The organism is Chitinophaga sp. ARDCPP14, from assembly GCF_051362515.1.
In the GTDB taxonomy this organism is placed as follows: Bacteria; Bacteroidota; Bacteroidia; order Chitinophagales; family Chitinophagaceae; genus Chitinophaga.
Genome location: NZ_JBKIXB010000010.1, coordinates 24,678 through 37,292, shown reverse-complemented (window position 1 = coordinate 37,292; position 12,615 = coordinate 24,678). Strand labels below are relative to the sequence as shown.

Sequence of the window (12,615 nt, the reverse complement as noted above, 5' to 3'; positions counted from 1 at the left end):
TTACGGTTGTTGAATGGCTTCATCCCGCGTTCCGCCAATGTTATAAACCAGCGAGAACTTCAGGGTCCTTTTCTGAATCAGGCTTTCTCCGGTAGGAAGCTGATAGGCGATATCCAGCGCAAGGTTTGATACGCGTACGCCCAGCCCCGCAGAAAAATGCTGCCGGTAGCCTTTATTAGGATGTTCATAAAAATACCCAGCACGTACAAAAAATGCCTGTCTGTAAGCATATTCAATACCGGAGCCAATGGTGAATTCCCTTAATTCTTCATGGAAGCCGCCGGGGGCATCGCCGAAGGAAGAGAACATAGCGTCTACTATGCCCCGGTCAGGATCTTTTCCTTTCAGGATCTGGCTGGTTTCCATTCCGTTGGAATCGAGGGCATACAGCGGTGGGGTAGGTACCAGTAGCTTGTTGATGTCTACCGAAAGGGTAAATTCATGTTCGTGGGTATGCACAAACGTATAGCCGCCACCGATACGGAGGTTCATCGGCAGAAAACTTTTCCGGTTGTTATCGTCTGAGTATTGCAGCTTTGTTCCGATGTTGGTAATACTTACGCCAAAGCAGTAGCGGTTACCGAAATCCAGTTTATCCACACTGTTCTGGTAATAATAGGCGATGTCGCCGGCCACTGCTGATGCGGGTTTCTGCTGAATATTATTGTAGGAACCTTGTCCCAGCTGGCTGCGAACGTACCGGATGCTGAGTGCCAGCGATGTATGGTTTCCCAGCTTCCTGGCATAGGCGCCATCTATCGCAAATTCTTTAGGATTATAGTCCTGGAGTACCGTGCCGTTATCATCCCGGAATGTAACGGAGCCATAGTTGAAGTACTTCATGGAAAGTCCTACTCCTTCCGATCCGTTCCATGTTTTATAGCCGGATACATAAGCCATATTTGACTTATTATTATTCAGTTCCCACATCCAGGGGGAGTAGTTGGCGCTCACGCCCCAGTCGCCCGCAAACACTATTTTTGCAGCGTTTGAAAACAGGGAGTTGGCGTCGGGCGATAAGCCGATAGCTGCATCCCCGGTGCCGCTGCTCCTGGCGTCGGGGTTTACCAGCAGGAAGCTGGCGCCGATATTCGGAGGCTTTTGGGTTGCTTTTTGTGCCGACAGCCGCATACTGGTTGTCAGTATACCTGCAAGAAGTACAATTGTATAACCGTATTTCATGGTGTCATCTGTTAAAGGGTGATTGTGTAGTGTTATTGCACAATGAGTTTCTCGAAGAATACATTCCCGCTTACGTTCAGCATCACGGTGTAAATACCTGCGGCAAAATGGTTCACAGGCAATACCACCGTGCTTTTACCCGGACCCATTTCCAGGAATTGGTGATGTATCACCTGACCGGCGGGGTTAATCAGTTCGATCGTTACACTGACTTTCGACAGCAGGTCAAATACAATTCTGGTATTGGTAATAGCAGGATTGGGGAACAGTAGGTAGCTCTTTACCGGGTTTACGCCGGGTGTCGGCTTTGAAAAATCTTCGGGTTGCTGGAATCCCTGGGTGAGTAACACCCTGCCATCTGTAACAGGTAAAATAATGGGCTCTCCTACGGTATACTGGAACTGGATGTTCTGGATCACGGCGGAACCACCTGTGACGGCAACTACCTGTCGTTTAAGCGCTACCTGGGCGGAGGACGAAATACAGGCACACATCAGCAGCAACAGTGCTGGAGTGCATCTGAGTACAATTGTTCTCATATTATGTATGGTTATAAGTAAATAAGTGTTCGGGAACCGCTACAGCGCCGGGACAGGAAGGGGTACAATAGTAAATAAGGTATCAGCCTGTTATACAAGCGCGTTGAGTAACTTTTATTTCATGTTGTTTTTCATTTTTAGGGAAATCGATTTCAGTTCTACTTTTGGACTATTTCACTAGCATTCTTCTTCAGTGGGTATATCCTTTTTATAACTTACTACGAATATGACAGAATTATGGCACCCGGAAAATGCTAATTTAATGTTTGGTTGAATTTCATATACAAGTGGTCGCTACCATCTAAAAACTGGTTTTCGGGGAACTATTTATCGTTATTAAATTTAATGTGAATAACGCCCGCGCTTGTTAAAAAGAAATAACAATTTGGAAAAGAAGGTCATTTTATTTATTGTCAAAAATAAGTTACCTTTGCCCCCCAAATTGCATTATTTAGTCACTTTAATATTATGGCAGACTTAAAATTTCAAAGGAACTTTGGTATTGCGGCGCACATCGATGCGGGTAAAACCACTACCACAGAACGTATCCTGTATTATACAGGTAAATCCCACAAAATTGGAGAAGTGCACGAGGGTGCTGCTACAATGGACTGGATGGCACAGGAGCAGGAGAGAGGTATTACCATCACATCTGCGGCAACCACTTGTTTCTGGAATTTTCCAACCTTACAAGGTAAAGCCTTACCTGATACCAAACAATATAAATTCAATATCATCGATACCCCGGGTCACGTGGACTTTACCGTAGAGGTAGAACGTTCCCTCCGTGTACTGGATGGTCTGGTGGCATTGTTCTGCGCTGTATCCGGTGTTGAACCTCAGTCTGAAACCGTTTGGCGCCAGGCTAACCGCTACCGTGTACCACGTATCGGTTTCGTTAATAAAATGGACCGTTCCGGTGCAGACTTCCTGAACGTGGTTAAACAGGTTAAAGAAATGCTGGGCGCTAACCCGGTACCTTTAACATTACCAATCGGAGCTGAAGACAGCTTCAAAGGTGTGGTAGATCTGATTACCATGAAAGGTATTATCTGGGACGAAGAAGGTAAAGGTGCTACTTACCAGGAAATTCCTATTCCGGAAGACATGGTAGCTGAAGCAGAAGAATGGAGAGCTAAACTCGTGGAAGCAGTTGCTGAATACGATGACAAACTGATGGAGAAATTCTTCGAAGATCCGAATTCAATTTCTGAAGACGAAATCCACGAAGCTATCCGTAAGGCTACTATCGATATCGCTATCATCCCGATGATGTGCGGTTCCTCTTTCAAAAACAAAGGCGTTCAGAAAATGCTGGATGCGGTTTGCCGTTACCTGCCTTCTCCAATGGACGTTGAAGCGGTTAAAGGTACCAACCCTGACACCGGTGAAGAAGTTGAACGTAAACCAGATGCTAAAGCTCCGCTGTCTGCACTGGCTTTCAAAATCGCAACCGATCCTTTCGTAGGTCGTCTGGCGTTCTTCCGGGTTTATTCCGGTCACCTGGATGCGGGTTCTTATGTACTCAATACCCGTACCGGCAAAAATGAACGTATCAGCCGTATCATGCAGATGCACGCTAACAAGCAGAACCCGATCGATTTCATCGAAGCTGGTGATATCGGTGCTGCTGTTGGTTTTAAAGATATCAAAACCGGTGATACCCTGTGTGATGAAAAATCACCGATTATCCTGGAATCAATGACTTTCCCTGAACCGGTTATCCACATCGCTATCGAGCCTAAAACTCAGGCAGACGTTGATAAAATGGGTCTGGCTATCTCCAAACTGGTAGAAGAAGATCCTACCCTGAGAGCTAAAACTGACGAAGAAACCGGTCAGACTATCCTCTCTGGTATGGGTGAGCTTCACCTCGAAATCATCGTTGACCGTATGCGTCGCGAATTCAAGGTAGAAGTTAACCAGGGTGCGCCGCAAGTTGCTTACAAAGAAGCACTGACTACCAAAGTTGAACACCGCGAGGTATTCAAGAAACAAACCGGTGGTCGTGGTAAGTTCGCGGATATCCAGATCGAAATCGGACCTGCAGACGCAGAATGGCTGAAAGAAAACGAAGGTAAATCCTTCCAGTTCATCAATGATATCTTTGGTGGTTCCATCCCTAAAGAATTCATCCCTGCAGTTCAGAAAGGTTTCGAACAATCCCTCAACCAGGGTGTACTCGCTAACTTCCCGCTGGTGAACCTCAGAGTTCGTCTGTTCGACGGATCTTACCACCAGGTGGATTCTGATGCGATGTCATTTGAATTGTGCGCTAAATCCGCTTTCCGTGAAGCTGCCCGCAAAGCTAAACCAGTATTGCTGGAGCCAATCATGAAAGTAGAAGTACTTACCCCGGATCAATACATGGGTGATGTTACAGGTGACCTGAACCGTCGTCGTGGCATGCTGGAAGGTATGGACTCCAAAAATGGTGTTCAGGTAATCAAAGCTAAAGTGCCACTGAGCGAAATGTTCGGTTACGTAACTCAGCTGCGTTCCCTGTCTTCCGGCCGCGCAAGCTCTATCATGGAATTCTCCCACTATGCTCCTGCTCCGAATAACGTAGCGGAAGAAGTGGTAGCTAAAGTGAAAGGCAAAGTAAACGCTTAATCATAGTTTCTTTTATACCGGAAAGGTTGTTCTGCCAAAGCGGAACAACCTTTCTGCTTTTACAGCACTAACTGACATGAACATGCTATTGCCATGACAAGAATATTCGATATTTTACAATAACGATAACCTACAACTGCAATTTACTTTTTGCTAACTGCCAGGGTCCTGTTTTACAGGACCTTTTTTATTATTTAAACCCCGGTGATAGGGGGAGGTTTCTCTTTCGACGTCATAGGTATAGCATATAAACCATCTCAACCGGTATTATTTACTGATAGCCTTTGAATTATGTCATTAGAGTTATTACAAGCACCTCCTACAACTGTGGTACATACCTCGGGAGAAATGGTTACGTTAACTCCCGGTCTGGACTTGATTCTGCCCTGCTGGAACCCGTCGGGCCCCTGGGTGGAATCACTTATCAGGCATTACCACGAAATAACAACCCTGATGGGAACCGCACCCGTTCAGCTCATCCTGGTGAACGACGGCTCTGTAAAAAACTTTACCCGGCAGCATATCAGCTGGCTGGAGGCAGCTATCCCGGACATCATTATCGTCAGCTATTCCCGTAACCGCGGTAAAGGATACGCTGTGAGGGAAGGCGTGAAGCGCTCACAACACACTTTCCAGGTGTATACGGACCTCGATTTCCCCTTTGGCGTATCGGCGGTAAAAGAAGCCTACGATCGTCTAATGCAGGGCCTGGATGTGGTAGCCGGGGAAAGGGGAGAAGCCTACCTCCGTGAGTTACCCCGCAAACGCCGTATAATTACCCGCATCAGCCGCCTGTTGAACCGGGTAGTGCTGGACCTCAAAGTAGAAGACGCACAGGCCGGTTTAAAGGGCTTTAATGCCTATGGAAAGAATATCCTGCTCTCCACCCGCATCAATGGCTTTCTGTACGACAGCGAATTTTTATACCACGCAGGCAAACGTTCCCATCTCAAAATTGGCGCAGTCGCAGTATCTTGCCGGCCAGGCATCCAGTTTTCATCTTTCAGGGTGAAACTTTTAATGAAAGAAATGATGAATTATTGCAGGATTGTTTTCGGCTCATCGGCTGCTTAAATTTTTATGGAACAAAGAAACAGGATACTGATCAGTGTGGACGTGGAGGAATTTGATATCCCCGAAGAATTCGGCCAGCAGGTAACCCTCCAGGAGAAACTGGAAGTTTCCAGGAGCGGGTTGCAGGCCACACTGGCTTTATTTGACAAATACAATGTACGCGCTACGTTTTTCGTTACCGCTTATTGGGCACAACATTATCCTGAACTGATCAGGCAAATGGCAGTAAAGCATGAAATAGCCTCTCATGCCTATTACCATAGCTCTTTTACAGAAGCGGACCTGGAAAGTTCCCGCCTGGCTCTGCAGGAAATCAGCAGTCAGCCGGTACAGGGGTTTCGCATGCCGCGCCTCCGTAAAGTAAATATGCAGGCGCTGAAAGCCGCCGGCTACCTGTATGATGCCTCGGTAAACCCCACCTGGCTTCCCGGAAGATACAATAACCGGCATCTGCCGAGAACCGTGTTCAAAGACCAGGATACCTGGATCATTCCATCTTCCGTATCTCCTTTTCTCAGGTATCCCCTGTTCTGGCTGAGCGTAAAAAATATGCCCCTGTGGGTAACCCGGCATTTCAGTAAAAGAATTTTGAAGAAGGACTCCTACCTTTCTTTTTACTTCCATCCCTGGGAGTTGAGCGACATCAATGCGTATGAATTACCTGGTTATATCAGGCGTGTATCCGGGAAAAGAATGCAGCAAAAGATGGATTTATTCCTTGATTTCCTGCAACAAAACGGAACTTTCTGCACACACGCCGATCTGCTGAAAGGCATGTCCTGACTGACTACGGCTGGATGATCTCCCTTTTCTTTTCTATTGATTCAGGTTTTTATACAACAACATTTAAGTTCTGGATGTTATAGTAATAATGAATCGAATAAGTATAATATCTGAAGGGATCTGATAAGGTGTTTTTTTAGATTTTTTTTGAAAGATGCGCACATATTAGACTCATTTTCAGTAGTTTTGTGATACAATACGTATTGTTAACTGTGATGATGTTTGTTTGACGAGGTAAGATTACTCCCCATTATCCCCTGCCTTTATTTTTTTACGGCTGATCAGCAGCTTTAGTTGCAAACGGAAAGCGTTTGCGTGCTAATTTCTTATTCATTCAACATGTAAATTGTTAAAACTAAAAATCAGACTATGAAAAGAATTCGTCTCTTAACCCTTGCACTTGCGGCTGTATTGTTTGGTTCTGCTGCTAACGCCCAGATTCAGAAAGGAAATATTATGGTAGGTGGTACCTTGGGTAACCTGGGTTTAAATTTCCAGAAAGAAAGCACCCAGTTTAGTATGGATCTCACACCAAAAGCGGCCTGGTTTATCAGGGATGGTCTTGCATTGGGAGGCTACGTAAACTTTGGTTTGACAACTGACAACCCGGGTACCAATACAAACTACGGCGTAGGTGCACTTGCCCGTTATTTTGTGGAGGATAAAAATGTAAGGAAACTGGAATTCTCCAAACGTACCCGTTTCTTCGTGGAAGGAAACGTTGGTTTTGCAGGTACCAATGTTGCTAACGGGGCTTCAACTAACGGTCTTAATATAGGTGTAGGCCCTGGCATTTCCTATTTTATTACCCCTAATATTGGTTTGGAAGGATTGCTGAAATACGATCTCACAGTAGGTTTTGGCAGCTCTACTACTTCAAACAGACTGAATCTGGGTGTAGGTTTCCAGATCTATCTGCCTTCAGCAAAGGCGAAACAGATTTACAGGGAAGAAACAGGAAAATAATTTAGTATATAATACAATTCAACAGCAGCGGCGGCAATGATTATTGCCGCCGCTGCTGTTATAAGGAGTCCTGTCTTTTAAGGGCGCTGAATAAAATGAACAGCAGAAGCAGGAATGAATTAACTGAACGAAGGCTTTTAAGCCGGAACCATTTATTTTAGTAGTTGTCTGTGAAGACGCAGACAAGGGGGAAGCTGAAAACCCGGAACAGAGTAAGCATTACATCCATAAAACTCCGGATATGGTAAACTCTATTCTCCTGGCAGTGCTGAAGTTCCTGGCAACCGTTGCTGGCGCACTGTAAATTTTACACCTTGTTACACAAGGATATTAATTAATGGAAATTGCCGAAAATCACAAGTAAGAGTAGGCACAAATGAAAACAACACCTTATGATCCTTGATGCTTTAAACACATTTCTGACAGGATTGCTGGCGCTGCTGGTGTCTGCGCTTGGCGGCATTTAACCTGTATTGTTAGTTAGCACTAACCCCGGCCGAGGTTGTAACATATGAAAGTACCTGCATATGGTTCCGTAATGTAAATACAATGCTTATTACCGGTGAATCACGAATCGCGCTTCAGACAGGAAGCTGATTTAACAACTTCTGAACAAAAAGCCCCGGTATGTTTTGCCGGGGCTTTTTCTTTTAATGTAAATGAGCCATGGCAGCCTATTGAACAGTATAATATCAGGATGCCGAACTGAACAAAATGAACGAGCGGAATTCTGTGAATAGCCGTTAATTTCGACAGGCACTAAAACAAGAAGTGTACATGGGATTGCCGAAAACCAAATAAAGAGAGTAGGTGTCACCCGTAGTAAAAACTATCTTATGGCTTTACTGAATCAACTGCTGGCAACGCTGGTTGCCCTGCTGAAATCTCTGCTGGGTGGCCTGTAATAAGGACTCCTTTCGGTAAGGGATTTTTCCGTACTTAAATGATACTATTTCCCTTACAACATCATCCGGAGGCTGTTCAATACCAGAACAGCCTCTTTTTTTTGTTGGCAGTATCCGCGTAACATGGCTATGGTGGCTAAATGAACAAATAATTGCGATTGGATTGGAATGAATAAAATGAACGGCCGGATATTGAATGAGAGCTTTTAATTTAGACATGTTAACTGAATAACAACTGGGCATCGCCGAAAACCAGGTAATAGAGTAGGCAGTATCTTATAAAAACCTTTTTCCATGGATTTACTGAATCAACTGCTGGCATTAATCTTAGGATTAGTTAAGTCATTATTAGGTGGTTTACCACTCTAATCATTGTTGGGTCGATTGACCAACAAGTCATCAAACCATTTCAATTATTCAGAAAGGGTTGTTCCAGGTAAGCGGGAACAGCCCTTTCTCTTTTGGGTTATTGCCATCTGACAGGGATGGCTCCGCTTCCTCCTGAAGTAAGGATTTATGGAACCTGTCAGCCGCGCTGCTGGTATTTTTGATCCTTACACCGGGGAAGTTACCTTCCAGGGCAGCGGTTACCTTACTGATATTTCTCCCATGCCTCAAACCTGCGTATACCCTGGACTATGTATGCAGTATGAATACTGTTAGCATGGACTCCTGATGCACTCCTCATGCACTCCTGATGCACTCTTAATGCACTAAGCATGCACTCCCCATGCACTATCCCGTCCTGACAGGGCTATACAAGGAAAGAAATAATCCTGATATCGCTTTACGCTCCCCGGCTCCCCGTTCCCGGATACTGTTGAGAGGTATCCGTTCCGTTTTCCATCTCCCGGGAAAAAAATTGTAAAGAAATTCTCCTTTTTTTGGTTTTGAAATATGTTTTCCTATATTTGTCAAAACGGGGCATGTGAAGTTACCTTAAGGCTTAACATACACACAATGAATGGTTTCTGAAGCCGTCATCCCCGGTAACAGCAATTTTACCGCACCTCTTTCGCCGCCGGAGCCAGCCCCTTGCCCGGTTTCTTTTATTTTTTCCTGAGATTTATTTGCCAAATAGAAAAAACGGGTTACCTTTGCCCTCCCAAATTGTATTGGGAAAAAACAAGAAGAAGTTCATTGCATATGTCTCAGAGAATAAGAATCAAGCTGAAGTCCTACGATCATAACCTGGTAGACAAGTCTGCTGAGAAGATCGTTAAAACCGTGCGTAACACGGGTGCCGTGGTAACAGGTCCAATTCCTTTACCTACCGAGAAGAAAATATTTACAGTATTACGTTCTCCGCACGTAAATAAGAAAGCGCGCGAGCAGTTCCAACTGTGTACACACAAACGTTTACTGGATATTTACACGTCTTCTTCCAGAACTGTAGACGCGCTGAGCAAGCTCGATCTGCCTTCCGGAGTGGAAGTTGAAATTAAAGCATAGGACAACAGCAAGGCGGGCGAAAGGCCGGCCTTTTATTGATTTATGGTTATCATGTTGATTACCAGCAGGATAGCAATTTTAACAAGCAAACATAGGTCGCGCCTTCTGGGCGGCCGCCCAATAAATGTATTTAAACCGCCCATCCTGGGGATAGCACGAAATCCCCCAGGCGCTGGGTAAAATCATATAAAAAATGAAAGGTATTATTGGCAAAAAGATTGGTATGACCAGTATCTTCGAGTCTAATGGTAAGCAAACTGCTGTTACCATTATCGAAGCGGGTCCCAACGTTGTAACTCAGGTAAAAACCCTGGAGTCAGATGGTTACAATGCAATTCAGGTTTCTTTCGGTGAGAAGAAAGAAAAACACACCACTAAAGCAGAAAGCAGTCACTTCGCGAAAGCAAGCACCTCTCCCAAACGTTTTGTAAAAGAACTCCGCAACCCGGATGTACAGAAAGCCCTCGGTGAATCTATCACCTGCGAAATCTTCGCAGAAGGTGAAACAATTGACGTTGTAGGCACTTCCAAAGGTAAAGGTTTCCAGGGTGTTGTAAAACGCCACGGATTCAGTGGTGTGGGTGAAGCTACCCACGGTCAGCACGATAGAAGCAGGGCTCCTGGTTCTGTTGGTGGATCCTCTTATCCTTCCCGCGTTTTCAAGGGTATGCGTATGGCCGGCCAGACAGGTAACGAAAGAGTGAAAGTGAAAGGTCTGAAGATCGTGAAAATATTCCCTGAAAAGAATTATATCCTGGTAAGTGGTTCCGTTCCCGGCCACATTGGTTCAATCGTTTTAATCCAGAAGTAACATGCAAATCGATATTTTAAATATAGAAGGTAAGAAAACCGGAAGGACTATTGATCTTCCTGAGGAGATCTTTGGTGTTGAGCCTAACAACCACGTAATCTACCTGGCTGTTAAACAATACCTGGCTGCTCAGCGTCAGGGTACCCACAAGGTAAAAACCAGAGCTGAAGTACAAGGTGCTTCCCGCAAACTGCACAAACAGAAAGGTACCGGTGGCGCCCGTAAAGGTAACATCCGTAACCCATTGTATAAAGGTGGTGGTACCATCTTCGGACCAAAACCGCACGGTTGGGGTTTCAAACTGAACAGAAAAGTGAAAGATCTCGCAAAGATCTCCGCCCTGTCAGTAAAAGCTAAAGAAAACAGCATCATCATTGTTGAAGATCTGCAGCTCGAAACACCAAAAACCAAACAATTCGTTGGCTTCCTGAAGAATCTGAACATCAATGTTGAAGGCAGAAAGACTATGTTCATCACGCCTGAATACAATGACAATGTTTACCTGTCTTTAAGAAACATTCCTACTGTAGACGGTACTGTACTGAGCGACGTAAACACTTACGACATCATGAACAGCAATTATATCGTGTTCACAGAAAGCGCTGCAAAGATCTTCACTGAAGAGCCTGCAGAAGCGGAAGCATAGGATGTCAAAACCAATTAAATAACAGCTTGCGGCTAACGCCAACAGCTTAATGCTATAAAGAAGATGAAACTTTCTGACGTTTTAATCAAACCGGTGGTATCCGAAAAGGTTAACAAAGCAACCGAAAAATTCAACCGCTACTACTTCATTGTTGACAAAAAAGCCAACAAACTGGAGATCAAAAAAGCAGTAGAAGAATTTTACGGCGTAACCGTAGCAGAAGTAAATACTGCTGTAATGCCAGGTAAAGCAAAATTCCGCTTTACTAAAGCCGGTTTCATCGCAGGTAAAAAACCGTCTTACAAAAAGGCGATCATTACCGTTGCAAGTGGTGAAACTATAGATCTGTATGCTAACATGTAGTGCCGTTCCGGCCTGAACAGCCGGGATGTGGATGTATATACAGATCACTATTTATATTTAATAACAACATTTAACTTTTTAGGAAGTAATGGCACTGAAGAAGTTCAAACCAATGACGGCCGGTACCCGCTGGAAAATAGGCAACGCTTACGCTGAGCTGACATCGGATACCCCTGAGAAAAGCCTGCTGGAGCCCATCAAAAGGACCGGCGGTAGAAATGCGCAAGGAAGAATGTCCATGCGCTACATAGGTGGTGGTCACAAGAAACAATACCGTGTAATTGATTTCAAACGTGATAAAGAGAATGTACCTGCTACAGTTAAAACGATCGAATATGATCCTAACCGTAGCGCATTCATCGCACTGGTAAACTATGCTGACGGTGAAAAACGTTATATCATTGCTCCACAGGGCTTACAGGTTGGTGGTACCGTTATAAGCGGCTCCGATGTAGCTCCTGAAGTAGGTAACGCTTTACCACTGAAGAATATGCCACTGGGTACTGTTGTGCACAACATCGAGCTGCAGCCTGGTAAAGGTGGTGCAATCGCAAGAAGCGCCGGCGCTTACGCACAGCTGTCCAACAAGGAAGAAAAATATGCCGTACTGAAAATGCCTTCCGGCGAGCTCCGCAAAGTATTAAATACTTGTAAAGCTACCGTAGGTACTGTTTCTAACTCCGACCACGCACTGCAATCCATCGGTAAAGCAGGTGCTAACCGTTGGAGAGGTATCCGCCCCCGCAACCGTGGTGTGGCTATGAACCCTGTGGATCACCCAATGGGTGGTGGTGAAGGTAAATCTTCCGGAGGCCATCCAAGATCAAGAACTGGTAAATATGCGAAAGGTCTGAAAACCAGAAAACCGCATAAGAGTTCTGATAAGCTGATCATTAGCAGAAAAAACGGTAAAAAATTATAGTATTTCTGAATCAGGGCTCCGGTAGCAATACCGGATCCCGGGTTTGAAAAATCATAAATCAGTAAGACATGGCTCGTTCCATAAAAAAAGGTCCTTACGTAGACCTGAAATTAGAAACAAAAGTTGAAAAGATGAATACCGGTACCAAGCGTTCTGTTATCAAGACCTGGAGCCGTCGTTCTACTATCACTCCTGATTTCGTTGGTCACACTTTCGCTGTTCATAATGGCAACAAATTTATTCCTGTTTATGTAACGGAATTTATGGTTGGTCATAAACTGGGCGAATTTGCACCTACACGTAACTTCAGAGGACACGTAAACAAGAAAATGTAAATTATAGTCTGAGGTTTGAGGTTT

General features: G+C 44.8%; 14 protein-coding genes. 10 read left to right on the top strand and 4 right to left on the bottom strand.

The window, feature by feature from the left end:
* Together porV and ACLHR0_RS24230 are read right to left on the bottom strand one after the other, a co-directional pair.
* A complete protein-coding gene (porV, locus tag ACLHR0_RS24235; RefSeq protein ID WP_436490101.1) occupies positions 1 to 1,182 on the bottom strand; it encodes a type IX secretion system outer membrane channel protein PorV in 1,182 nt (393 codons plus the stop codon).
* A gap of 32 nt (positions 1,183 to 1,214) precedes the next feature.
* Complete coding sequence (locus ACLHR0_RS24230) at positions 1,215 to 1,721, bottom strand: T9SS type A sorting domain-containing protein (protein WP_436490099.1); 507 nt, start codon at positions 1,719 to 1,721, stop codon at positions 1,215 to 1,217.
* Between the two features lie 468 nt (positions 1,722 to 2,189).
* On the opposite strand from ACLHR0_RS24230, the gene fusA reads away from it, so the two are divergent.
* The 4 genes from fusA (at position 2,190) to ACLHR0_RS24210 (ending at position 7,157) form a co-directional block, all read left to right on the top strand.
* Entirely contained in the window at positions 2,190 to 4,334 is a 2,145-nt protein-coding gene (fusA, locus tag ACLHR0_RS24225; RefSeq protein WP_370912478.1) for an elongation factor G, read from the top strand.
* Between the two features lie 291 nt (positions 4,335 to 4,625).
* The gene (locus ACLHR0_RS24220; RefSeq protein ID WP_429051257.1) at positions 4,626 to 5,408 is read left to right on the top strand and encodes a glycosyltransferase; all 783 of its coding nucleotides are present in this window, start codon (positions 4,626 to 4,628) and stop codon (positions 5,406 to 5,408) included.
* A gap of 6 nt (positions 5,409 to 5,414) precedes the next feature.
* Positions 5,415 to 6,191: a polysaccharide deacetylase family protein gene (locus tag ACLHR0_RS24215; RefSeq protein ID WP_429062906.1), complete on the top strand. Its 777-nt coding sequence runs from the start codon at positions 5,415 to 5,417 to the stop codon at positions 6,189 to 6,191.
* A gap of 369 nt (positions 6,192 to 6,560) precedes the next feature.
* On the top strand, positions 6,561 to 7,157 hold the full coding sequence (locus ACLHR0_RS24210) for a hypothetical protein (protein WP_370912475.1): 597 nt from the start codon (positions 6,561 to 6,563) through the stop codon (positions 7,155 to 7,157).
* Positions 7,158 to 7,999: 842 nt separating this feature from the next.
* Here the strand turns inward: ACLHR0_RS24210 and ACLHR0_RS24205 are convergent.
* Together ACLHR0_RS24205 and ACLHR0_RS24200 are read right to left on the bottom strand one after the other, a co-directional pair.
* Positions 8,000 to 8,281 carry a hypothetical protein gene (locus ACLHR0_RS24205; protein WP_436490096.1) on the bottom strand — a complete coding sequence of 94 codons (282 nt, stop codon included), beginning with the start codon at positions 8,279 to 8,281 and terminating at the stop codon, positions 8,000 to 8,002.
* A 198-nt stretch (positions 8,282 to 8,479) separates the two neighbouring features.
* Positions 8,480 to 8,680 (bottom strand): hypothetical protein, encoded by a 201-nt coding sequence (locus ACLHR0_RS24200; protein ID WP_436490094.1) that lies wholly within the window; start codon positions 8,678 to 8,680, stop codon positions 8,480 to 8,482.
* A 528-nt stretch (positions 8,681 to 9,208) separates the two neighbouring features.
* Here ACLHR0_RS24200 and rpsJ point away from each other — a divergent pair.
* The 6 genes from rpsJ to rpsS all read left to right on the top strand — a co-directional run bounded on the left by rpsJ (position 9,209) and on the right by rpsS (position 12,591).
* Entirely contained in the window at positions 9,209 to 9,514 is a 306-nt protein-coding gene (rpsJ, locus tag ACLHR0_RS24195) for a 30S ribosomal protein S10 (protein ID WP_012789286.1), read from the top strand.
* Between the two features lie 193 nt (positions 9,515 to 9,707).
* The gene (gene rplC / locus ACLHR0_RS24190) at positions 9,708 to 10,325 is read left to right on the top strand and encodes a 50S ribosomal protein L3 (protein ID WP_079470775.1); all 618 of its coding nucleotides are present in this window, start codon (positions 9,708 to 9,710) and stop codon (positions 10,323 to 10,325) included.
* 1 nt (position 10,326) lies between these two features.
* Positions 10,327 to 10,971, top strand: coding sequence for a 50S ribosomal protein L4 (gene rplD / locus ACLHR0_RS24185; RefSeq protein WP_370912473.1), 645 nt, complete (start codon positions 10,327 to 10,329; stop codon positions 10,969 to 10,971).
* Positions 10,972 to 11,034: 63 nt separating this feature from the next.
* Positions 11,035 to 11,334 (top strand): 50S ribosomal protein L23, encoded by a 300-nt coding sequence (rplW, locus tag ACLHR0_RS24180; RefSeq protein ID WP_079470773.1) that lies wholly within the window; start codon positions 11,035 to 11,037, stop codon positions 11,332 to 11,334.
* Positions 11,335 to 11,422: 88 nt separating this feature from the next.
* The gene (gene rplB, locus ACLHR0_RS24175) at positions 11,423 to 12,256 is read left to right on the top strand and encodes a 50S ribosomal protein L2 (RefSeq protein ID WP_079470772.1); all 834 of its coding nucleotides are present in this window, start codon (positions 11,423 to 11,425) and stop codon (positions 12,254 to 12,256) included.
* A gap of 68 nt (positions 12,257 to 12,324) precedes the next feature.
* Entirely contained in the window at positions 12,325 to 12,591 is a 267-nt protein-coding gene (gene rpsS / locus ACLHR0_RS24170; RefSeq protein WP_079470771.1) for a 30S ribosomal protein S19, read from the top strand.
* Positions 12,592 to 12,615 lie beyond the last annotated feature (24 nt).